Here is a 23,447-nt window from a genome sequence, read left to right as displayed (position 1 = left end):
GCCTGAATTGAAATGGTTTTAACTTTCGGTTAAGGAATTTTCCTATGGGGCATGGCCATATAAGATGACTAATACCCTACTTTTTCCCGAACCCTTTCCAAAACACCATCTGCTACTTTTTTGGCCTTTTCAGCACCAAGGGCAAGGGCATCATCAACTTCATTCAAATTGTTCATGTAGTAATTGAACTTTTCACGGGCATCGCCAAACTTTTTCAATATAACTTCATGTAAGGCTTGCTTGGCATGGCCATAGCCATAATTTCCTGCAAGATAATTGGCGCTCATTTCCTCGATTTGCTCAACGGATGCCAATAGCTTGTACAGCGCAAAGGTAGTATCGGTACTGGGGTCTTTGGGGTCTTCCATAGGAGTGCTATCCGAAACGATACCCATAATCTGCTTTCGTAGTTTTTTATCGGTTTGGAACAGGTTGATAAGGTTTCCCTTGCTTTTGCTCATTTTTTCGCCATCCGTACCGGGCACATACATAGTTTCTTCCTGCACTTTGGCATCGGGCAACACAAAGGTTTCCCCTAGTTGTGCATGAAAGCGTGATGCAACATCGCGGGTCATTTCCAAATGCTGTAGTTGGTCTTTCCCAACAGGTACAATATTGGCATCATACAACAAAATATCAGCAGCCATTAACATGGGATAGGTGAACAATCCTGCATTTACATCCTCTAACCTATCTGCCTTGTCCTTAAAGGAATGTGCCAAGGTCAAACGTTGATATGGGAAAAAACAGCTCAGGTACCAAGATAGTTCAGTTACTTGGGGAACATCACTTTGGCGGTAAAATACCGTTTTTTCAATATCAAGTCCAAAAGCGAGCCATGTAGCGGCCGTGGCATACGTGTTTTGACGCAATTGCGTACCGTTTTTGATTTGCGTAAGCGAGTGCATATCCGCAATAAATAGGAAAGATTCGTTTTTGGGGTCCTTTGCCATTTCTATAGCGGGAATTATTGCTCCCAGAATGTTCCCTAAATGTGGCACTCCCGTGCTCTGTATACCTGTTAAGATTCTTGCCATTACTGTTTTTTTCAAAGAAGCACAAAGGTAAAAGAAATCCGAAAACCCCAAGATTAGTTTTAAAAATGTAAATCGTTACTTTTGATTTTATTTTTGAATCTATTGAAAAAAATAGGCTTTATCCTTTATAGAATTTGGTTCTACATTCTGGTAGCACTACCTATATTCGTTTTTTTTCCATTTTTATTGATTACGACCTTATCCGAAAAGTGGTATCCCCAATTCTTTTGGTTGGCACGCGATCTATGGGCCACACCAATATTATATGGTATGGGCTGCCCTCCAAAAATTCTTTGGGAGCAAAAATTAGTGCGGGGAAAAAGTTATATGTTGATAGCCAACCACACCAGTATGTTGGATATTATGTTGATGCTTTACGTGAGTAAAAATCCTTTTGTGTTTGTTGGTAAGAAAGAACTGGTAAAGATTCCCGTTTTTGGTTTTTTCTACAAGAGGGTCTGTATAATGGTAGATCGTGAGGATACCCGAAGTAGAACAGGGGTGTACAGAAGAGCCCAACGCCGGTTGAACCAGGGGTTGAGTATTTGTATTTTTCCCGAAGGTGGTGTTCCCGATGAGGACATAATTCTAGATGATTTTAAGGATGGGGCTTTTAAAATGGCGATTGCACACAACATACCTGTTGTTCCCATGACATTTTATGACAATAAAAAACGGTTTTCATTCTCTTTTTTCAGTGGTGGCCCGGGGATCGTACGGGCCAAGGTACACGAGTTTTTTGAAGCCGGCCTCTTGGCCGAGGAAGATAAATCAACCCTTCGAGAAGAGGTTAGGGCCGTTATTTTGAAAGAGTTGAATGCGGAAGCATTTTGAAATTATCTACAGGGTTTAGATTTGAATATCGAAAATATTAAGTTTACTAAAAACAAAAGGTCTAGTATACTAGTGTATTTTGTCGAAAAAATGGCATTTGACCAATTTTTTGACCATGTGCTACGTTTCTTATGTATTGATAATGTTAAAACTATTTTGTTATGAACAAGAAATCTGTACGGAAGCTTTTGTCCCTTCCTGTTTTATTTTCTTTTGTAGTATTCACTTCTTGTTCCAAGGATTCTGATGTAAGTGCGGATGAAACGTCTGAAACGGAAGAAATCGAGCAAACCGATAATGAAACATCATCCTGTGACAATGCTACCAACTATGTTTTCATTGAAAAAGACGGTTTGGTAAAGGTCGAGTTTGAAAATGCCGAATTTTCAGGGGATTGGAAACTTAAAAAAGATGGTAATAGTTTTTCCGGCGAAGGATATATGGTTTGGGAGGGCTCACAATATCTAAACGCTCCGGGAAATAGTATCGCCAGTTATACCATTAAGATTCAAAACCCTGGAACATATCGATTTTTATGGAGCTCAGCCATTAAAAACGGAAACAACGGTACCGAGCATAACGACACGTGGTTACGCTTTAACGATGCGGCCGATTTTTATGGGCTCAAGGGTACGGATAGTTATGTTTACCCCAAAGATACCGGTAAGACCCCGAACCCCAACGGTTCTTCAAAAGAAGGTTGGTTCAAAGTGTATCGCAGTGGCAACAACTTGGATTTTATTTGGATGTCTCGCACTTCGGACAATGATGCACATGATATATATGTTGAGTTTGATACTGCTGGCGCCTATGTAATGGAAATCTCTCCAAGATCGTCTAACCATGGGATTGACCAGTTTGTATTGTTCAAAGATACGGTTGCAAAAGATGTGGCAATATCAACCGAGACCGCTTTCAGCAATATCATCTGTGATTAAAGGGCAAATAGGTAATGAATGTAAAAACCGACCAAGAGGTCGGTTTTTCTTTTGTGGACTGCCTTTACAGTATAGATTTATATCGCTGTTTATCTAAAAAGAAGGTCAAATTACATTGTTTATTGAGATTTGGAGTATCTGAACCTTCTTTACAAACCGAACGGTTTAAAAAGTCAAAAAAGGGATTGTTGTTTTGCTGGGCTTTCATGTGCCAAAAGCCATTTTTTACGGTGCAGTCCACCGGCATAGCCCGTTAGCGAACCATCACTGCCGATAACCCTATGGCAGGGTACAACAATCCAAAGCGGATTCTTGCCGTTTGCAGCTGCAACGGCCCTAATGGCCTTTACATCTCCTAAAGTTTTGGAAAGTTCAAGATAGGAAACTGTTTTCCCATACGGAATTTCACGTAGCGCTCGCCACACCCGTTTTTGAAAATCGGTGCCTTGCGGATGTAGTTCCAATTGAAACGTCTCACGTTTTCCTTCAAAATATTCGTTTAATTGATATGTGGCATCTTCCAAGGTTTCTGGGATAACATCGGTGGGTGTTTCATCGGTATTCAAGACGGTTATGGAAGCGAGTCCGTTCGCATCGCCCCTAAGTCGCGCAGTGCCTAAAGGTGTTTTTATATATGCGGTTTCCATCACTCAGGTTTGGGAATTTGCTCGATAACGCCACTTTGTTTGGCACGGTGCTCCCAATTTTTTCGGGCCAATAGCTGTAAATCCTCTACGTTATCGCTCTCATCCATAATTTCGAGTCCTAAAAGGGTTTCTATGACATCTTCCATGGTTACAAGACCACTAACCGAACCGTATTCGTCTACCACTAAGGCAACGTGCTCTCTTTTTGCGATCAAGGTGTCAAATAGTTGGGGAATGGGCGTACTGCGCTTGGTAATAAGGATATCGCGCCGAATTTCCGACAAGGGCAAGTTTCCTCTTTCGTTTATAATTTCCTCCAGAATCGTATCCTTGAGAACAAATCCGGTAATATTGTCCACTTTGCCTCCATATATCGGAATTCTAGAGAATCTAAGTTTGGGATTCTCGGCAAAAAACTCTTTGATGGTCATTTGTTCCGATGCAATTTTGACCACGGCCCTGGGCGTCATGATATCTTTTACCCATACTTCATCAAAACGTAGCAAGTTTTTGATAATAGTTGATTCGGATTTTTCAAAAACCCCATCTTCATGGGCGATATCGGCCATGGCGGTAAAATCCTCACGGCTTAAAACACTGCCATGGTGCCCTTTGCTGCCCACCAATTTGGTAAATAACTGTAAAATCCATAAAAGGCCCGTATACTTTAGGGCAAGCACCATTATTTTGAGCGACTTTGCCGTAAAATTGGCCAATTGTCGCCAATAGGTAGCCCCAATGGTCTTGGGAATTATTTCCGATGCCACCAAAATAAGTATGGTCATGACCGTAGAAACCACACCCACCATAAGATCTTCTGAGAACGTAAGACCAAAAACCGTTTTTTCCGAACTGCCGTATAATTGTGCATAGGCGGCCTTGGCCTGCACTCCTACGAGAATGGCGCCAACGGTATGTGCTATGGTATTTAGGGTAAGTATAGCAATAAGGGGTTTGTCTACATCTTTTTTTAGCGCTTCCAAGGTCAATGCATAGGATTTGCCTTCTTTTTTCTTAAGGTTTACGAATGTAGGGTTGACACTTAATAGGACAGCCTCAAGTATAGAGCACAAAAACGAAAAGAAAATTGAGATAACAGCGTAAAAAATAAGAAGCCCCATGGAACGAATTTTAAAACGAAGATACCAAATCTAAAGGAATCAACGATCGTATTCCAACGGCAAACTAGCTTGATAAAATACGTGTTGTATTGCAGAGCGTATGTTCAAAGTATACAAATTTCTGTTTTTTCGGGTGGGATAAACCCTGTTGGACAAAAAAATATATACCATTTGGTTTTTTGGGTCCGCCCATACAAAAGTACCCGTAAAACCTGAGTGCCCAAAACTGCTTGCGCTTGCTTCAGGGGCGGGATACGCCTCTGATAATGGTAAGTTTTGATTGTTCAATAACGGTTTGTCAAACCCCAAACCCCTGCGGTTTTCGTTTTCGGGATATTGTGTTTTGATAAATTCCTTGATCGTACCGCTAGTAATATAGCGTTTACCGGCATACGTGCCATATTGTAGATACATTTGCATAAGCTTGGCGAGATCGTTTGCAGTGCCGAATAATCCGGCATTTCCCGAAACGCCTCCCAACAGCGATGCATTTTCATCGTGAACCCAGCCTTGTGTGAGCGTTTTTCTAAAAAGGGTGTCAATTTCCGTAGGAACAATGGTATTGGGTAAATTTTTGACAGCGGGGGCAAACCCTAAAGTCGATGCACCCAAAGGTCGATAAAACTCCGTTTGAAGATATTCTTCGTACGATCGGCCCGTGAGCTGTTCAATAAGTTTAGGAAAAATCAGAAAAGTAAGGCCAGAATAGCTATAGGTTTTGTCATTGGATACTTTGGAACGGTTGATAATACGATACATTTTTCGGTTGAACCGATCCTTGATGTACAGCCCTTCATAGGCTTGGTTACGATAACCAGGTTTTGGCCCATTTTTCACAAACCTGTGCTTTAACCTTCCATTTTTCTTAATGACCCTATTCAAAAAAACAATATAAGGCACCAAACCCGCTTGATGTGCCAGTATTTCCCGTAAGGTTATGTCTTTTTTATCTTTTCTTCTTTTCCAAGGTTTCCAATACGTGCTGAAAGGCACATCTAAATCCAATTTTCCTTCATCTACCAACTTCATTAGAGCGGGCAAGGGGGCAGTGATTTTAGTGACGGATGCCAAATCATACAGGTCATCCAGAGCAACGTTTAGAATGCTATCATACGTATGAAAACCATAGGCTTTATGAAAAATGATATGGCCTCGCTGGGCCACCAACACTTGCGCTCCGGGGAAGGCCTTGTTTTTTATACCATTTGTTATGATTGAATCGATTTGCGTATGAATATAGGCCGAATCCAAACCTACTTCCGAGGGGTGGGCGTGAGTCAATCCTGAAGTATTGCTATTGTATATTGGAACGGATTTCCCTTCTTGGGCAAAAACGGGACTTAAAAATAAACCAAATAGTATAAAAAAGTAGTTTTTCATTGGAAAAATCGATTACCCCATCAATTTAACCGCATCTTTGGCAAAATAACTGGCAATGATGTTGGCTCCTGCTCTTTTGATGGCGATGAGCTGTTCCATCATAACAGAGTCGTGGTTTAGCCATCCTTTTTCTGCTGCGGACTTGAGCATGGCATATTCCCCGGAAACTTGATATACGGCAACGGGCACGTCAACTTCATTTTTGATTTCGCGTACGATATCCAAATAGCAGAGCCCCGGTTTGACCATAACGATATCCGCACCTTCATCAATATCCATTTGGGTCTCCCGGATGGCCTCGAAGCGATTGGCAGCATCCATTTGATAGGTTTTTTTGTCCATGGGCACATTTTTAATAGCTACAGGAGCGGAATCCAAGGCCTCCCGAAAAGGGCCATAAAAAGCACTGGCATATTTGGCACTGTAGCTCATGATTCCCGTATCAATGAAGCCCTCGTCTTCCAAGGCTTCACGAATATGAAGAATACGACCGTCCATCATGTCACTGGGTGCCACAAAATTTGCTCCCGCTTGGGCATGTGAAACACTCATTTCGGCTAAAACCTGTGCGGTCTCGTCATTTAGTATTTGTCCATCGGCTACAATTCCGTCATGACCGTACGAAGAATAAGGGTCCAGGGCAACATCGGTCATGACCAGCATGTCCGGACAAACATTTTTTACCGTTTTGATAGCACGTTGCATGAGCCCGTCGGCATTCAACGCTTCGGCACCCTTATTGTCCTTTAGGTTATCTGGCACTTTTACAAAAAGCAACACGGCACAAAGTCCCAAGTTCCAAAGCTCTTTCACTTCTTTTTCCAGGTTATCTAGGCTCATGCGATAATAATCGGGCATAGAGGTGATCTCTTCCCGTATCCCTTTACCTTCTACAATAAAAAGAGGGACTAAAAAGTCACTTGGCGTAAGGATGGTTTCCCGTACCAAATGGCGAATGGCATCATTGTTTCGTAATCTTCGGTTTCGTGTAAGTGGGTACATTTTAATGTATTGACATTTTTATTTTTCCAGTGTATCTATAAGGGACTCAAATTCAGATTCATTGTTCGTGCCCCTAAAAATCAAGGCATCTTCACGCTTAAAATCTGTTTCGGCATCCAATGATTTCATAAACCCTATAATCTCCTTTTTATGATTGTCGGCAGCATAAGCACTGAATATGACCGAGCTGCCTGTTATTTTAATGTGTTCTTGAAAAGAAGATAACATAGGATGGTTTTGTGCTTTTTTAATGGCCTCTTTGGTATAGGGTAAAACCAAAAAACGGTCATTTTTTATTTTCTGCGCTATAAAGAATGAATATCCTTTTTCATTTTTTTCCCAATACTCGAACTGGAAAATATATCGTTTTGAACCAATTTTTTTGAGCCTTAATTTAAAGGGGCGTTCGTTTTTTTTGTCGGGTCGTATTTCAATTGTCCATTCCTTCTTTTTGGATGCCGTATCATCCAATACAAATCCAAATTCCCCTGATTCCCCTTTTTTGTCCTCCACAGCCCAGTATTTTTCGGATATTTTCATTTTACTGGAGTTCTTACCGGTCAATACAGGTTTCTTGGAGGAGATTTCATTACAGCTTAGTATTATGGTAATAAAGAGCATTAAAACCAATACAGGGGCCGCTTTTCTCATTTTTAGTGGAATTTACAACTAAGATAAAGACTTTAGCACCATTCTACTGGATGCTTCAATATTTTTATCAACCTTTCTTCTTCACTGCCCGCTTTGGGTTGATGGTCATATCGCCATTGTACATGCGGTGGCAGGCTCATTAGAATACTTTCGATACGCCCATTGGTCTTTAATCCGAATAAGGTTCCTTTGTCATGAACTAAGTTGAACTCCACATACCGTCCCCTACGGATTTCCTGCCAATTTCTTTGTTGTTTGGTATATACAAGGTTTTTACGTTTTATAACAATCGGTATATAACTATTTAAGAAACTATTGCCTATTTCAGTTACAAAGTCGTACCATGCTTGCATGTCCATCTCACCCGTAGCCTTGCAATAGTCGAAAAACAATCCGCCAATTCCTCTCGCCTCGTTGCGATGGGCATTCCAAAAATAGTCATCGCATCGTTTTTTATAGGTTTTGTAAAATTCCGGATTATGCGGGTCACATGCTTTTTTGCAGACATGGTGAAAATGTTGGGCATCTTCATCAAACAAATAATAGGGAGTTAAATCCTGTCCGCCACCAAACCATTGATCTACAATATTGCCCTGTTTGTCATACATTTCAAAATAGCGCCAATTGGCATGAACGGTCGGCACCATAGGGTTTTTAGGGTGTAGTACCAAGCTTAGGCCGCAGGCGTAAAAATCGGCATCCTCTACACCAAAATAGGCCTGCATGCTTTTGGGCAGTTCGCCATGTACTCCGGAAATGTTTACGCCCCCTTTTTCAAAGACTTCTCCGTTTTCTATGACCCTAGTCCTACCACCGCCACCTTCGGGGCGTTGCCAAATATCTTCTTGGAACGTTGCCTTGCCATCTACCTCTTCCAATTTGGTTGTGATGGTGTCCTGTAATTCTTGGATATAGTGATAAAATTTATCTTTCATTGTAAAGTTCATATAATTCCATGTCCAATGGGTTCTCGCCAGGTGGCGTATGTTCATTTTCCAGGGTACGCTGCCAAGTGTAGCCATTCTTCTGGGCCACTTTTACGCTCCCGACATTTGTTTTATGTACGATAATTTGCAATGTAGTTAATCCTAAACTCCCAAAAGCGTGGTTTGACAGTGTATTCACGGCTTGTGTTGTCCAACCCTTGCCTTCATATTGATATCCGATACAGTATGCCAGTTCGGCCTGCTTTATTTCCCAATCTATGTTTTTGATAAAGACCATACCTACAACTGTTCTGTTCTCAGGTTCCTTCAATATGAATAAGAACTCTTCTTTTTTATTGAACTGTTTGACCTTTTTCTCGACAAAATAGTCGGACAGATCGGGTGTTAGGTTTTGTTCCAGTGTTTTCGGGAAAAATCGTTTGAGCCTATCTGAATTTGATATGGTAAAATCACAGATGCGCCATGCATATTTTTCATGAATGGAATCTATCATATACTGTTCAAATTCAAACACTTCTCTATTTTATGAAACTCTTCTTTTGAAGATCAAGGGCTATATCCCTTCACCGCATCAATAAAAGCCTTCGCGTTCTCAACGGGAACATTGGGTAAAATACCATGCCCCAAATTCACTATGTATTTATCCTTACCAAACGCATTGATCATTTGGGTCACCATTTTTTTGATTTCTGCCGGGGGCGATAATAGTCGGGCAGGGTCAAAATTGCCTTGTAAGGTTATGTTTCCGCCAGATAAATATCTAGCATTGTGTGCAGAACAGGTCCAGTCGACGCCTAGAGCGGACGCTCCTGACTTGGCCATATCACCTAAGGCAAACCAACATCCCTTGCCAAAAACAATGACCGGTGCCTCATCCTTTAAGGCATCGATTATTTGCTGGATATACTGCCACGAAAATTCCTGATAATCTACCGGGGAAAGCATTCCTCCCCAAGAATCGAACACCTGAACGGCGTTCACACCCGCTTTTACCTTGGCCTTGAGGTAGGCGATCGTTGTATCCGTAATCTTTTGTAAAAGTTCATGGGCAACAAAGGGTTGGGTAAAGCAAAGTTCTTTGGCCTTGTCAAAAGTTTTGCTGCCTTGGCCTTGTACACAATAGCAAAGTATTGTCCATGGAGAGCCGGCAAAACCAATAAGTGGTACTTCATTGCCCAGTTTTTCCTTTGTGGCTTTTATGGCTTGCATTACATAATCCAAAGCATCATTTACATCTGGAACAATGACCGAATCCAAATCTTTTTGTGAACGTATCGGGTGGGGAAGGTAAGGCCCGAAATTAGGTTTCATTTCCACTTCGATGTTCATCGCTTGGGGAATTACAAGGATATCCGAAAAAAGGATAGCGGCATCCATACCGTATCTGCGGATAGGCTGTACCGTAATCTCAGAGGCCAGTTCGGGAGTTTGGCAACGGGTGAAGAAATCGTATTTTTTCTTTATCTCCATAAATTCCGGCAGGTAACGCCCGGCTTGGCGCATCATCCAAACAGGAGGGCGTTCTACGGTCTCGCCTTTTAACGCTCTTAAGAATAAATCGTTTTTTATCATATTTTGCAATCAGCTATTTACCATTGTTTTCATTTACCAGCTCTATCAAACTCTCCGCAGTTGGGATTTTAGCTACGTGTACGGTTTTGAAGTGTTTTCTAGCTTCGGTGGCAGTGGTCTCACCGATGCAATAGGCTGTTACTCCCGCATGGTTTTCCAATAGATAACTTTCTACCGTTGACGGACTGAAAAAAAGCACGACTTTGACGGAATCATTTACCTTAACGGATGAAAATTTCGTCTTGTAGGCCTCTACCTCATGTACGGTAATATTGTTCTCGGTCAAAATATCGGGAAGGTCATCCATACGTAGATTACTGCAAAAATAGGTAACCTCCAAACCTTCCATAAATTCCACAAGATATTCCGCTAATTTTTTTGCACTGTTTTCGGAGTGGGCGACTTTACCTATTTTACGCTCAACAAGACGTTTTGTTTTTCGGCCCACACAATATATATTCTGGAACTGTAGTTCTACGGGAGAAAAATTGGTCAACAAAGCGTCTACTGTATTTTTGCTGGTAATGATTACGTTTTTAATGGGATTTTTTACGGCTATCGGGGAAATACGGGACGGATTTATTTTTACAAAATCCTCAGATTTCACCTTAATTTTTTGATCAAAGAGCTGTACTTGAACATTCGTGAGTTTTTTGGTAGAAAAAACATCAGCTTTGGTCGGACTGTCAATCATTTCGTTCATCAGTCGTTTTCCACCTTTGTTCAGGATTTTTTCTGCCGCGGCCCTACCCAAATTTTGGTGCACGCCCACTGGGGCATCCATTTCGCACTCCAGTTTTTTGCTGCCATCAACGGCCAAAAGAACACCGCTTAAGGTTACGGTTCGTTCGTTGATATAGGCCAAAGCCCCAATAGGTGCGGAACAACCACCTTCCAAATGGCGCAAAAACTCACGTTCTACATAAGTGCAGATCTCTGTTTCTTTATGGTTCAGTTGCTCGCAGGCATCCAACACAAAATCATCGTTCTCCATAGCGACGACCATAACGGCACCTTGGGCCGGGGCCGGGGTCATCCAAGAAAGACCTATGGTATTTTCATGCTCAAGACCAATACGGTTGAGGCCTGCCGCAGCAAAAATAGCCCCGTTCCAATCGTTGTTTTTCAGTTTTTCCAATCGTGAATTTACATTGCCGCGCAAATCAACTACGGTATGGGTAGGGTAACGGTTGAGCCACATGGCCTTTCTTCGTAGACTACCCGTGGCGATGATCGCATCCTTTTGTGCCAAAAACTCTTGGTTGTTGTTGTATGCCAATAAATCTATGGTCTGCCCACGTTCCAAAACCGCGGCCTGTACTATACCGTCGGGTAAAGCGGTAGGTACGTCTTTCATAGAATGCACGGCAATATCTATTTCGCCCTTGATCATGGCAACATCAAGGGTTTTGGTGAAAATACCCGTAATGCCCATTTCGTACAAAGGCTTGTCCAACACCAGATCACCAGTAGATTTTACAGGCACCAAAACGGTTTCGTAGCCAAGGTTTTCAAGTTTTCCCTTAACGGTATTGGCCTGCCACATTGCTAATTGGCTGTCACGTGTACCTATTCGGATGGTTTTCATTTATTGGGGTCTAATTCTAGTTGAAACACTTTTTGTATCAATGCCAAACTAGTGTCGGAATCTACGCTATCGTCCTTTAGGTGGTTGGCAAACTGTTTTGTGATTTTTTGGATGATGCGATCTGAGATAATGTCGGCCTGAACGGAATCAAAATCTGATATTTTTTTGCTCTGGAAATCCAGTTCCTGGTCTTTCATCGTCTTTAATTTCTTTTTCAGTGCTTTGATGACCGGTGCAAATTTTCGGGTTTCGAGCCATTGTATAAAATCATCTTTTACTTCACCTATGATAGCTTCTGCTTTGGGGACAAATTGTTTTCTGCGCTCCAAGGTCTCATCGGTCATTTGGGAGAGAAGGTCCAGGTGTACCAAGCTCACATTATCCAAATCCAAAACATCGTCAGAAACGTTTTTCGGTATAGAAAGATCTAAAATCAATAAAGGCTTTTTGGTGTAGATAAGTTCTTTGGAAACCGTAGGTTTTTGTGCTCCTGTTGCTACTATTAGCACATCGGTATTGCGAATTTCTGTTTGAAGATCACCATAATCCTTGACTACCAAGTTGAATTTACCCGCTATTTTCTCTGCCTTGTCCTTGGTACGGTTGATAAGCGTTATGTGATTGTTGGTCGTATGTTTTATAAGATTCTCACAAGTATTCCTGCCGATTTTGCCTGTCCCGAAAAGTAGAATGTTCTTTTTGGAGATATCGGGAACATTTTTGAAAATGTATTGCACCGATGCAAAAGCTACCGATGTTGCACCGGACGATATTTCGGTCTCGTTTTTGATGCGCTTACTGGCTTGGATGACGGAGTTGGTCAAACGCTCCAAAAACGGGTTGGCAATGTCCAGTTTTTTGGAACGGTTAAAACTGTGCCGTAACTGACTTATAATTTCAAAATCCCCTAAAATTTGACTGTCCAGACCTGTTCCTACCCTAAAAAGGTGGCTTATGGCGTCATTGTTCTTGTACACGTAAGCCACTTCTTGAAACTCCTCAACAGTACCCAGTGTATTGTCACATAATAACTTAATGAGCTGAAAAGGGTGTTGTGCAAAGCCGTAAAGTTCGGTGCGGTTACAGGTTGAAGTGACCAAAAGGCCATCGATATCCTGTTCCTTGGCCTGTTGTAAAAGCTTTTGTGTGGCGATTTCATCCAAACTAAACTTTCCACGTACTTCGGCGTCGGCCTTTTTATAGTTGAGGCCGATAGTATAGAATGAATTATGTTTGGATATGTGGTACTCCTTCATGTATTCCTGACAAACGACAGCAAAAATAATAGCAGTGAACTTAAAAAAATAACGCTAGAGGAACAATAAGTATCGATGTGGGTTTTTATAGATGTATTTCATTATAAATCGATGAAAATCACATATTTTTGTTGGTATATCTAGGAATTCACTCTATTTTATTTAGAACGTTTCTAAATAAAAACAATGTAAATCAATTTCAAATGGAAATAAAAAATGTCGCTTTAGGTTCGTTTAATGAAGTGTTGATAGAAGATGGTTTTTATGTGCTGAAAATACAGAATGATACTTCTGAAATACAGAAAGTTACACGACCTATTGACAGTACTTTTATACAATTTCATTTTTGCCTGAAGGGGAGTGCCAAATTTGTCTTTAACGAAGGCCATTACGCACTTGACGTATCCGAGGAGAACTCGCTTTTGCTGTACAATACGCAGATGGACCTACCGCTTAACTTGGAGCTGCATCCAAATTCTTGGATGGTATCGGTGGTGATGACCATTCGTAAATTTCACTCACTTTTTTCCAAGGAAGCGGACTATATTCCTTTTTTAAGTGCCGATAACAAAGATAAAAAGTATTATTCACAAGAAGGGGTAAGCCCTGCGATTGCAGTGATTTTGAGTCAAATCATCAATTATAACCTGCATCCGTCGATAAAGCAATTGTATATTAAGGGCAAGGTGTATGAGCTTATATCGCTTTATTTCAACAAAAGCGACAATGCCGATATTGAACAGTGCCCCTTTCTCGTAGACGAGGACAATGTGCGCCGTATACGGCAGGCCAAGGAAATCATGATTTCCCGTATGGCCGAGCCACCTACCTTGAACGAGCTTTCCGAGGAAATAGGATTGAGCCTAAAAAAATTGAAGGAAGGCTTTAAGCAGATATATGGGGATTCCGTTTTTAGTTTTCTCTTTGATTATAAGATGGAGTATGCGCGTAGAATGCTTGAAAGCGGCCAGCACAATGTGAATGAAGTGGGTCTAAAAGTCGGGTACAGCACGGCCAGCCATTTTATATCGGCCTTTAAAAAGAAATATGGCACCACGCCCAAAAAGTACGTAATGGCTTTGTCGAATGGGTAATTTTTTTGCATAGTGTAGATAAATAACCTTTTTTGGGGTTATTTACGTAAATAATATAAATAGGTAATAACCAAAATAATTTTCCTATGCTCGTGTTCAAAAGATTTCTGCCATTGTTTGTGACACTGTTGTTTTTAGCAGGTTGTGAAAAATCGTCTACAAATACGGTCACGGAAGAAGTTGATGAAAATTCAGATGAAGGCAATGATGACCCGGTAGCAGAAAAGGATTTGATACTTGTTTTTACCAAAACCGATGGTTTTAATCACAATACCAAAGATGAATGCGTTGCCATGGTAGAGAAAATAGCGACGAACCAAAACTTTGATGTGGTCGTAGATGATACGGGCGATACGTTCAATGACCGCTCTACATTAAATCAATACAAGATAATTTTTTTCACGAATACCTCTGGGAATACTTTGAACGCTACCCAAAGGAGTAATGTGGAGAACTACGCCGCTCAAGGAGGTAACTTTATATCAAATCATGCGGCCAGCGATTCTTATGGACATAGTACGGCCAGTTCCGTTTCAGGAAATGGTAAGGGTGTTTGGGACTGGTATGCAGAAAATGTTACGGGCTGTAGCGTAAGAAATGGGCCAAATCATACAAGTTCAGGTTTTGATGCCGTGGTCAACGTTGAGAATCAAAAAACGGAAATAACACAAGAAGTCGCATTCCCTTGGAACGATAGCGAGGAATGGTATTATTGGGAAGAAGGCTATTTGGACGATTCATTTATTGAAGTGCTACAAGTTTCAGCTACCGGTTCAAATTCTTATGACGCACCCAGGATGACCGCTCAATATTGGGAAAGGCCCGATGGCGGTATTAGTTTTTATACCAGTATGGGGCATGCAAAAAGCAAATACTCCGACACTGCATTCGCGCAACTCATGAACAATGTATTTGAGTACATGCTGAATTAAGGAAACAAAGGCCTAGCCACCATAATCCCGGTATTGTTTTTCACTTTTTTGAGATAATCGGCCAAAGGAAGTTTCGAAACCACTACCTCCCCAACGGTAGAGGCGTGCAATAAATATATTCGCCCATCGGCTTCACGGGTAGCGATACCGGTATGGGTAATGTCCAAACCTTTTATGGCCGTGGTCAAGGCAATGATATCCCCAGATTGTATCAAATGCTCATTGGCCTCGATTTCTGCCTGCGCCAGGACACAAATGGATTCGGTATTGAGGTAATTTTCCGAGGCTTTGATTTTTTCATAATTTTCATCATCGCTCAAGAAAGGATATAAATCACGATGGGTACTCATAAAATTGATATCCTTTGTTATGGGCTTTCCACCAATTTCCGATGTGATATCATTAACGATGCCTTTAATCGCATTATTGGCTATCCATTCCGAGAAGTAATGAAGACGCGAAGCATAACCGCTTAGCTTTCCATTTTTATACCGAATGGTCTCTATTGTTTTGGTAAAATCAGTGAAGCTGGTCTGCTCATTTTTGAGCATCCTACTAAAAGCCAATACATTTTCTACAAAAGTGGTACAGTCCAATCCTTGTAGGTTTATGACCAAGGTCTCGTTCTCACCGATTTCAAGTGTTTTGGCAACATAGGGCGTACCCAAGAATGTTTTGCCCACGGCCACTATGGTCTTGCCGAAGTCCTTCTCCAATAGGCCGTCTATTTCTATGATTTTATCTTCAAAAGCCTGTTTGTCCTTTGGGGAACATGTGATGTTTTGGCCAAAAAGAAAAGACGTAGAAAAGAGAATAAATACTAGTATTTTCATGTTGAAACTATAACGCAAATTATGTGCCTTAAGTGTTTTCATTGCCGATATCTTTTATCAAAACGCGGGTTCGCGGTAAACTTTCTGGATAGTTTTCCTGTAAAAAGGCTATCAATTTTTCACGTACCATGACCCGTAAATCCCAAGCGGTCGAAGCGTCCTTGGCACTCATGAGTGCCCTGACTTCAACATGGCCCGCTTTGTTGTCGGTCACCTGAATATTATTGACTTCACCATCCCATAGATCGGTACTTTCCAAAATTTTGGTCAATTCTTTTCGTATAGCATCAAAAGGCACATGATAATCGGTATATAAAAATACGGTTCCTAAAATATCCGATGAGGTCTTGGTCCAATTTTGAAATGGTTTTTCAATAAAATACGGGGTTGGAACGATCAACCTACGTTTGTCCCAAATTTTGACCACGACGTAGGTCAACGTAATATCCTCGATGCGTCCCCATTCACCTTCAACAATTACGACATCATCCATTTTTATGGGTTGGGCAATGGCGATTTGAATTCCGGCCAAAATGGTCCCAATCAGTTTTTGCGCCGAAAAACCGATAATTATACCAGCTACACCGGCCGATGCGAAAACGCTTATACCTACTTCACGTATTTCCTTAAAACTCATCAATGCCAGACCAATAGCCAATATGATTACTATAAATATGGCGATACGTTCCAGTATATTGAATTGGGTGTATATTTTTCGGGCCTTAAGATTGTTTGCGGCATTGACATCATAATTGTTGATGATGAGTTGCTTCACTACTTTTAAAACGCCTATGATGAGCCATGTCATCGCAAAAATAAAGAGCAATGTGCTCGACTTTCTAAACCAAAACCCTTCTTCTTGCAGACCAAAAAGACGCCGAAACGACTCCATACGAAGCACTATGGCAACAAAAATCAAAAAAATGGGCAATGCTACCTTTTTCATAACGCCTTGGGGCAATAAATACTTGGGGTTTTTGCCCAATTTTCTCAGTACGAACAATACCCCCCAATACAATAAAATAAAAGCGACAAAGGCTATGCCTAAGTGAATGAGCGACTCCCTCGGAATTTTCTCGAAAATAGAATCCATTGGTATATCAGATTTATGGTAACATACTAAAATTTACCGCTACGGCAAGGTATCTTATTATAAATATCGAAACAATTTATAGCGCAATCAAAAAAGTATTACATAGCAATGGGAGTAAATACCCCTTCAAGTCCTATTTTTGCATTTTAAAAATCAATGCTGCTATGAAGGGAGTTTTATTGGTAAATCTGGGTTCTCCGGATAGCCCTACCGCAAAGGACGTAAAACCATATTTGGATGAATTTTTAATGGACGAACGGGTAATCGATGTTCCAAAGATTCTCAGAAATATCTTAGTGCGGGGCATTATTCTTCAGACACGGCCAAAAAAATCGGCAAAGGCCTACGCCAAAATTTGGTGGGATGAGGGCTCACCGTTGATCGTGCTTTCGGAACGTTTCACGGAAAAACTTAGGCAACACACCAAAATGCCCGTCGCACTAGGTATGCGATATGGCACCATGACCATAAAAAATGCATTACAGGAATTAAGGCAAAAAGGCGTGGACGAGGTGCTTTTGGTGCCACTGTACCCCCATTACGCCATGTCGTCCTATGAAACGGTCGTGGTAAAAGTGCTGGAGGAACAGCAAAAGGCGTTTCCCGAAATGAATGTTACCACGATGCCGGCGTTTTATAAGAATCCGGACTATATAAAAGCTTTGTCCGAAAGTATTAAAGATGGACTAAAAGATTTTGAATACGACCATATTCTGTTTTCATACCACGGTATTCCAGAGCGCCATATCAGAAAAAGTGACCCTACCCGTTTTCACTGTAAGATAGATGGCAGTTGTTGCAAGATAAATTCGGTCGCCCATAATACCTGTTATCGGCACCAGTGTTACGATACCACTGAACTGGTCAAAGCCTATCTGGGACTGCCCGAAGACAAGGTGAGTTCCTCGTTTCAATCCCGCTTGGCCGGTGACCCATGGTTAAAACCTTATACCGATTATGAGTTTGAGCGTTTGGCCAAAGAGGGCAAAAAAAGATTGGCGGTAATTACTCCCGCTTTCGTAAGTGATTGTTTGGAGACCCTTGAAGAAATTGCCATGGAAGGCAAGGAGCAGTTTGAAGAAGCCGGGGGCGAGCACTACAAACATATTTCCTGTTTAAATGATAGTGATGCTTGGGTACAGGTCATGGCGAATTGGGTAAACCAATGGGAAGAAAGCCAAGTGTTGCCTGTTTAATTTATGTGTAAGGAACCGGAGAAACTGGGCAATGTATTTTCTCCCTAAAAGAACGATTACTTTGCACAGCTCGGATTTATGGCAAAAATAAGCTCAGAAGAACTAGGTACATTGCCCATTGGCAAACTACTGATAAAGCAATCTATACCAGCTTCTATTGGGGTTTTGGTCATGTCCCTTAACGTACTTGTAGATTCTGTTTTTGTTGGAAATTGGATAGGCCCCCTGGCCATTGCAGCAATCAGTGTGGTACTTCCCGTTACATTTTTCGTCGCAGCTTTGGGTATGGCTATTGGTGTAGGTGGGGCAAGTATCATTTCAAGGGCTTTGGGTGCCGAAAAAGTACAAAAGGCCAAACAGACTTTTGGGAACCAGATTACACTTACCGTTTTAGTGACCACGATAATGGTTTTGTTGGGACTATCGTTCGCCGATACCCTTATTCCCGCTTTTGGGGGAAAAGGGGAAATTTTTGATTTTGCCAAGGAATTTTATACCGTAGTCTTTTATGGGGTGCCCTTTTTGGCCTTGACCATGATGGGGAACATTGTAATCAGATCCGAGGGCAAACCCAAATATGCTATGATCGCCATGATCATACCATCGGTGGCTAACCTTACCATGGACTATTTTTTTATTTATGTCTTTGATTGGGGTATGGAGGGTGCAGCGTGGGCCACCACCGTTTCATACATGATATCGTTTGTATATCTGATTTATATTTTTAGGACGGGCCGTTCAGAGCTGCATATTGATCGTACTCATTTAAGGTTGCGGTTGCCTTTATTAAAAGAAATAACATCTTTGGGATCGGTTACTTTGGCAAGACAGGCGATGATAAGTCTCGTAGTGTTGATTTTGAACAATATTTTATTCGATTTGGGAGGTGAGGCACTAGTTGCCGTATATGCGATTATAGGTCGCATATTGATGTTCGCACTTTTCCCTGTTTATGGTATAGCCCAAGGGTTTTTGCCCATTGCTGGCTATAATTACGGTGCAGAAAAATATGCTCGTGTAAAAGAAAGCATTTACAAGGCTATTTTGTATGCCTCGATTTTGGGAACAATGGTCTACCTAGGGCTTTTTCTTTTTCCCACAGAAGTCGCCTCTTTGTTCTTAAGCACAAAAGAAAATTTAGGGGCCAACGAAGTTGCCATCAATCAGTACGTGCTAGAGCATATATCTACCGCTATGCGATGGGTTTTCGCCGCAACACCAGTTATAGCGATACCTCTTATGGGTGGAGCTTATTTTCAAGCTATCGGCAAGGCTGTACCCGCTATGTTGCTGACGCTTTCAAGACAAGGCTTCTTTTTTATTCCCTTGGTATTTGTTTTGCCCTATTTTTATGGGGAAATCGGGGTATGGACCTCCTTTGCCATCGCAGACGTACTGGCTACTTTGGTTACGGCATATTACTTAAGAAGGGAGCTAAGGAAAATGCTGGCATAATTTCTACCTTGTATGGACCTCCTTTGCCATCGCAGACGTACTGGCTACTTTGGTTACGGCATATTACTTAAGAAGGGAGCTAAGGAAAATGCTGGCATAATTTCTACCTTGTTCGTTGTTTGCCATATTATTTACATATACCCAAAAGTATAGGTCAAGCAACTAATTTGTAGTTGAGGGCGTCTATATTCCAGTATAGATTTATATTTAAAAAAATAATTTTCAGCATGTCCAAACTATTTAAGTTGCTATCGGTTTTTCTTGTAATGTCAAGTGTCTCGTGTATCGGAGTCAAAAAACACAATACTCAAGTTGCAGCCGCTCACACCCCTGAGGAATTGCGGGAAGATGTTGCGTATACCTATAAAAAGTTCAAGCAACTGCATCCAAACCTTTATCAATATGTCTCTGAAAGTGAACTCGATAGAAAATTCGATAGTTTAAAAGCATCACTTAAAGAGCCTATGAACGGAGAAGAGTTCTATAAAGTCCTTTCCCCGGTCGTATCGGAAATTAGGCAAGGTCACATTTCCACCAGTTTTCCCAAAAAAAGATTTACAAAAAAGGAACGCAAAGCCAGAAAAAACTTAAAGTTGGATTTTTATGAATTGGATTTTGAATATATTGACAAGGACATCTATATATCAAGAACGGGCAAAAAAGATTCGGTTTTGATTGGGAGCAGAGTACTGGAGGTAGATAAAAAACCGATAAGTACAATTATTGATGCATATAGGAAAACCTTTTCTTCCGACGGATACAATACAACTTTTGAAAATAACTATATCGCCTTACGCTTTGGAAGATTATATGCAAAACACAGTGGACCTTTGGATAGTGTTTCGCTAAAACTGCAAAATAAGGACTCTATATATACCAAATGGTTTAAACGTTATGATAAAACTAAGACAGATACTGATGTCACGGCAAAGTCCGATAGCCTAAAGCCTGAGAAAATAAAATTGACCCGGGCCGAAAAGCAGGCAAAGCGATTGGAATTGAAGCAAACAAAGAAAAAAAATAAAAAATACGGCTATGTAAAATCCCGCGATCGGTTCAACCGTAATTTCAAATTTTTGGATGCTGCCGCAGAAGTGGGATACTTTAAAATACGTAGTTGGACTACCGGCAAATACAAAGAATTTTATGAGGAAAGCTTTACAAAACTAGATTCCGCTAATGCTAAATATCTGGTTTTGGACTTACGTGACAATACAGGGGGCAGACTTGCCGAAATACGTGAATTCTATAAATATCTGGTAGATGATGAGTTTCAGTTTGTAGAAGCGGCCTATACCAAAACCCGTTTGCCATATCTAAAGAATTATTATAGCGGTAACCCCGATATTGTCTCTGTTTTGGCACAAAGTCTATCAGTACCGATACTTTTTACCCATAACATATTGAAATCAAGTAAAAAAGATGGAAAGCTTAGATTCAACTATTCGTATGCTAAAAAAACAAAACCATCTCCCCTAAATTTCAAGGGGAAAATATATGTGTTGATCAATGGGAATTCTTTTTCGGCATCATCCATATTATCCACAAATCTCAAGGCCAGCAATAGGGCCGTTTTTGTGGGCGAGGAAACCGGCGGAGCCTGTAACGGCACGGTTGCAGGATTCTATAAGTTGATTACACTGCCAAATACCAAAGTGAGAGTACGTTTTGGGCTCATGCAGATACAAACGCCTCAAAAATGGCAAGAGCCAGATGGTTATGGCATTAAACCCGATATCGTTATTACGCCAAATGCTGAAGATAGGTTTTCAGGAAAAGACGCTGAAATAGCTTGGGTTTTGGAAGATATTAGGGCTAATTAGGCCTAACACGATAGGTAATTCTTCTATTGGTAATAATCGTGGCCAATATATCAAGGTCTACCGTGCCGGTGTCGCACAATTTGCTGGTATCTGTAATGGCTACCAAACAAAGTGACGGGTTTGCAGAGCCACTGTTATCCATAAACCTACCTAACGTAAGATTGCTCGAAAGAGCCGTATCCAAAGGAGAATTTGGGGGTGCCACGCTAAATGTGGTTACTGTACCGTTGGCATCATAGATAATGTTTCCGGACACTTCATCGTATTCTACCGAATAAGGTACATTGCCACTTAAAAAATTTCCCAGTGTTTGTGTATATGCTGTTGATACGCCCGTTATCCCATCAATAACGTTGATGCGTATACCCAAAGAATTCCCACTAATATGGTACAATCGTATATTTCCTCCCGTAATGATGTCTGCCGTGCTTTCTTGATCCCGGTATTCAATATTTAATCTAAAGCTCGTAAAATCAAAAATGCCGCCTGTATTGGGAACTACAAAATCTAGCCCGGTACTACCCCCAGCACCAGTGCCAATACGAATACCACAGGCCGTTTGTACGGCATTGGCGTTTATCGATGTGGCATTGGGCCCTACCGTAGCGTTGGTTAGTGTTGCCGTATCAAAGTCAAATTGAGACACTATGGGGTTAGGTGTGCCATCGTCACAAACCCTGTATTCAAAGGTGTCGGTTCCCACGAATCCAGAATTCGGGATATATATAAAACTACCATCTGTATTTAGGGTCAAGCTGCCCGAACTTGGTCCACTTACGGGAGTTGTGCCCACGGTAAGACCTGCAGTCCCGTTACTATCGGTATCGTTTGCTAAAAGTCCATTTACAGCGTTAACGTTCAACGTGTAGTTTATTGCGGTATTGTAGGTGTCGGCCACAGCCACCGGCGCAGATTTTTGTGCGGTTGCTTCGGCACAGTAGCTAATTATGATTAAAATAATCAGAAAAGTCAAACGCTTTGTAGCGATCATTTCGGTATTTGGCTTAATGGTTACGTTAAAATTACCGAAGTGAAACCTTAAGAAAAAAACTATGTTGTAAACACGGTTATTTAGGTTGTGAAACAAGTATTATCTATCAAATCTATTTAAAACCAAGTATTATGGGCGGTTATAATGATTTTTGTGCACCTAATTTACTTTCGTATAAAGTAATATTTAGCTTACAAGTAAATATAAAACTACGTTGTTGAACGCTCTTCTTGTCAAAATTTACATCATACACAGCCCCGTTTTGCTTAATAATCAAAGTGTAAATCAATAGTACAAATTGCCCCAGGGGATGTGAGCGTTACTCTTTTCTATTTTTCTTTTGGAACAAATTCTTGGCTTTTGTGATGATATTGGGATTTTTATATTCTATGATAGCTATTTCACCCAAAATTTCATACTGTTCCTCAAGGGTTATTTCAATATACTTGGTTTTTGAATTTACATTGACTTCTTTTTGTTCAAAGCCAAGATAAGATATTAGTAAAACTGATTTTTTATTCAGCCCACTGGTGGGCATAATGATTGAAAAGTTTCCGTCCATATCGGTTTTTACGCCTATTTTGGAGTCTTTTAAAACGACCGAAGCGCCCGGAAGCGGTGTATCCCTTTCCAACACTTTACCGGTAATGGTCACAACATCCGATATTTGAGGTTGAACGGCAATCCTGCCCATAACAATCGGCCTTTCGGGTTGATGTACGGGTGTGGGTATGGTGGGTTGCTCTTGGGCTGCCAAAGGTGAGCTAACCGCCAATAAAGAAGTAAACCCAAGGGCAATGGCGTTGCGCTTCCATTGGTTTTGGGTAATTGATGGTAACGGCGTGTTTAACTGTTCGGGCTTAAAACGCCCACAGATGTTTTCGCCCTGTTGAATTTTTTTGGCGAGGGCGTAGGGCCCCGTATGGGTAAAGTCCATCACTTCTTTGGCACAGCTTTTACAAAACGCCCCTTTTTGGGTGGGTGTCATTTCATTCCAGTTTTCGTGACAGGGCTTGGGAATGGTGATTATATAGCTCATAATATGTGTTTTATCAAG

Annotated in this window: 22 protein-coding genes; 7 read left to right on the top strand and 15 right to left on the bottom strand. The window is 41.2% G+C overall.

The annotated features are described in order from the left end of the window. Window positions 1–68: 68 nt before the first annotated feature. Window positions 69–1,037, bottom strand: coding sequence for a tryptophan--tRNA ligase (gene trpS / locus HYG79_RS07440; RefSeq protein WP_179241477.1), 969 nt, complete (start codon window positions 1,035–1,037; stop codon window positions 69–71). A gap of 81 nt (window positions 1,038–1,118) precedes the next feature. On the opposite strand from trpS, the gene HYG79_RS07435 reads away from it, so the two are divergent. Together HYG79_RS07435 and HYG79_RS07430 are read left to right on the top strand one after the other, a co-directional pair. Beyond that, the gene (locus HYG79_RS07435) at window positions 1,119–1,871 is read left to right on the top strand and encodes a lysophospholipid acyltransferase family protein (RefSeq protein ID WP_228027957.1); all 753 of its coding nucleotides are present in this window, start codon (window positions 1,119–1,121) and stop codon (window positions 1,869–1,871) included. A 161-nt stretch (window positions 1,872–2,032) separates the two neighbouring features. After that, the gene (locus tag HYG79_RS07430) at window positions 2,033–2,809 is read left to right on the top strand and encodes a hypothetical protein (RefSeq protein WP_179241476.1); all 777 of its coding nucleotides are present in this window, start codon (window positions 2,033–2,035) and stop codon (window positions 2,807–2,809) included. Window positions 2,810–2,982: 173 nt separating this feature from the next. Here HYG79_RS07430 and HYG79_RS07425 read toward each other — a convergent pair whose 3' ends face one another. Genes HYG79_RS07425 through hemA form a run of 10 tightly spaced genes read right to left on the bottom strand, consistent with a single transcriptional unit; the run spans window position 2,983 to window position 12,973 of the window. Further along, on the bottom strand, window positions 2,983–3,456 hold the full coding sequence (locus HYG79_RS07425; protein WP_179241475.1) for a methylated-DNA--[protein]-cysteine S-methyltransferase: 474 nt from the start codon (window positions 3,454–3,456) through the stop codon (window positions 2,983–2,985). After that, a complete protein-coding gene (locus HYG79_RS07420) occupies window positions 3,456–4,577 on the bottom strand; it encodes a CNNM domain-containing protein (protein ID WP_179241474.1) in 1,122 nt (373 codons plus the stop codon). Before HYG79_RS07420 ends, HYG79_RS07425 begins: the two co-directional genes overlap by 1 nt. Window positions 4,578–4,616: 39 nt before the next feature. Further along, on the bottom strand, window positions 4,617–5,957 hold the full coding sequence (locus HYG79_RS07415; RefSeq protein WP_179241473.1) for a serine hydrolase domain-containing protein: 1,341 nt from the start codon (window positions 5,955–5,957) through the stop codon (window positions 4,617–4,619). Between the two features lie 12 nt (window positions 5,958–5,969). Further along, complete coding sequence (hemB, locus tag HYG79_RS07410) at window positions 5,970–6,959, bottom strand: porphobilinogen synthase (RefSeq protein WP_179241472.1); 990 nt, start codon at window positions 6,957–6,959, stop codon at window positions 5,970–5,972. A gap of 18 nt (window positions 6,960–6,977) precedes the next feature. Continuing rightward, complete coding sequence (locus tag HYG79_RS07405) at window positions 6,978–7,610, bottom strand: hypothetical protein (protein ID WP_179241471.1); 633 nt, start codon at window positions 7,608–7,610, stop codon at window positions 6,978–6,980. A gap of 32 nt (window positions 7,611–7,642) precedes the next feature. Further along, the gene (gene hemF / locus HYG79_RS07400) at window positions 7,643–8,545 is read right to left on the bottom strand and encodes an oxygen-dependent coproporphyrinogen oxidase (protein ID WP_179241470.1); all 903 of its coding nucleotides are present in this window, start codon (window positions 8,543–8,545) and stop codon (window positions 7,643–7,645) included. After that, window positions 8,535–9,050 (bottom strand): GNAT family N-acetyltransferase, encoded by a 516-nt coding sequence (locus tag HYG79_RS07395; protein WP_179241469.1) that lies wholly within the window; start codon window positions 9,048–9,050, stop codon window positions 8,535–8,537. The genes hemF and HYG79_RS07395 overlap by 11 nt, the downstream gene beginning before the upstream one ends. A 53-nt stretch (window positions 9,051–9,103) precedes the next feature. Next, entirely contained in the window at window positions 9,104–10,129 is a 1,026-nt protein-coding gene (gene hemE, locus HYG79_RS07390) for a uroporphyrinogen decarboxylase (RefSeq protein WP_179241468.1), read from the bottom strand. 13 nt (window positions 10,130–10,142) lie between these two features. Continuing rightward, window positions 10,143–11,717, bottom strand: a complete 1,575-nt coding sequence (gene hemC / locus HYG79_RS07385) for a hydroxymethylbilane synthase (RefSeq protein ID WP_179241467.1) — start codon at window positions 11,715–11,717, stop codon at window positions 10,143–10,145. After that, the gene (gene hemA / locus HYG79_RS07380; RefSeq protein WP_179241466.1) at window positions 11,714–12,973 is read right to left on the bottom strand and encodes a glutamyl-tRNA reductase; all 1,260 of its coding nucleotides are present in this window, start codon (window positions 12,971–12,973) and stop codon (window positions 11,714–11,716) included. The genes hemC and hemA overlap by 4 nt, the downstream gene beginning before the upstream one ends. A 203-nt stretch (window positions 12,974–13,176) precedes the next feature. Between hemA and HYG79_RS07375 the strand changes: the two genes are divergently transcribed. Together HYG79_RS07375 and HYG79_RS07370 are read left to right on the top strand one after the other, a co-directional pair. Next, window positions 13,177–14,067 carry an AraC family transcriptional regulator gene (locus HYG79_RS07375; protein ID WP_179241465.1) on the top strand — a complete coding sequence of 297 codons (891 nt, stop codon included), beginning with the start codon at window positions 13,177–13,179 and terminating at the stop codon, window positions 14,065–14,067. Window positions 14,068–14,153: 86 nt separating this feature from the next. Then, on the top strand, window positions 14,154–14,999 hold the full coding sequence (locus HYG79_RS07370) for a ThuA domain-containing protein (protein WP_179241464.1): 846 nt from the start codon (window positions 14,154–14,156) through the stop codon (window positions 14,997–14,999). On the opposite strand, the gene HYG79_RS07365 is transcribed toward HYG79_RS07370, so the two are convergent. Continuing rightward, a complete protein-coding gene (locus tag HYG79_RS07365) occupies window positions 14,996–15,874 on the bottom strand; it encodes an N-acetylmuramoyl-L-alanine amidase-like domain-containing protein (RefSeq protein WP_228027956.1) in 879 nt (292 codons plus the stop codon). The genes HYG79_RS07370 and HYG79_RS07365 overlap by 4 nt on opposite strands. After that, complete coding sequence (locus HYG79_RS07360) at window positions 15,861–16,925, bottom strand: mechanosensitive ion channel family protein (protein WP_179241463.1); 1,065 nt, start codon at window positions 16,923–16,925, stop codon at window positions 15,861–15,863. Before HYG79_RS07360 ends, HYG79_RS07365 begins: the two co-directional genes overlap by 14 nt. Window positions 16,926–17,089: 164 nt before the next feature. Here HYG79_RS07360 and hemH point away from each other — a divergent pair, with 164 nt between their 5' ends. From hemH to HYG79_RS07345, 3 genes are all read left to right on the top strand, one after another. Beyond that, a complete protein-coding gene (hemH, locus tag HYG79_RS07355) occupies window positions 17,090–18,121 on the top strand; it encodes a ferrochelatase (RefSeq protein ID WP_179241462.1) in 1,032 nt (343 codons plus the stop codon). 78 nt (window positions 18,122–18,199) lie between these two features. Then, window positions 18,200–19,576 carry an MATE family efflux transporter gene (locus HYG79_RS07350; RefSeq protein ID WP_179241461.1) on the top strand — a complete coding sequence of 459 codons (1,377 nt, stop codon included), beginning with the start codon at window positions 18,200–18,202 and terminating at the stop codon, window positions 19,574–19,576. 227 nt (window positions 19,577–19,803) lie between these two features. Then, window positions 19,804–21,399, top strand: coding sequence for a S41 family peptidase (locus HYG79_RS07345; RefSeq protein ID WP_179241460.1), 1,596 nt, complete (start codon window positions 19,804–19,806; stop codon window positions 21,397–21,399). Here HYG79_RS07345 and HYG79_RS07340 read toward each other — a convergent pair. Continuing rightward, window positions 21,392–22,390 (bottom strand): Ig-like domain-containing protein, encoded by a 999-nt coding sequence (locus tag HYG79_RS07340; RefSeq protein WP_179241459.1) that lies wholly within the window; start codon window positions 22,388–22,390, stop codon window positions 21,392–21,394. The genes HYG79_RS07345 and HYG79_RS07340 overlap by 8 nt on opposite strands. Before the next feature lie 319 nt (window positions 22,391–22,709). Continuing rightward, window positions 22,710–23,429, bottom strand: coding sequence for a carboxypeptidase-like regulatory domain-containing protein (locus HYG79_RS07335; protein WP_179241458.1), 720 nt, complete (start codon window positions 23,427–23,429; stop codon window positions 22,710–22,712). Window positions 23,430–23,447: the final 18 nt, after the last annotated feature.

It is taken from the genome of Costertonia aggregata, assembly GCF_013402795.1.
GTDB classification, from domain to species: Bacteria; Bacteroidota; Bacteroidia; order Flavobacteriales; family Flavobacteriaceae; genus Costertonia; species Costertonia aggregata.
This window is presented reverse-complemented; position numbering and strand designations above follow the sequence as displayed.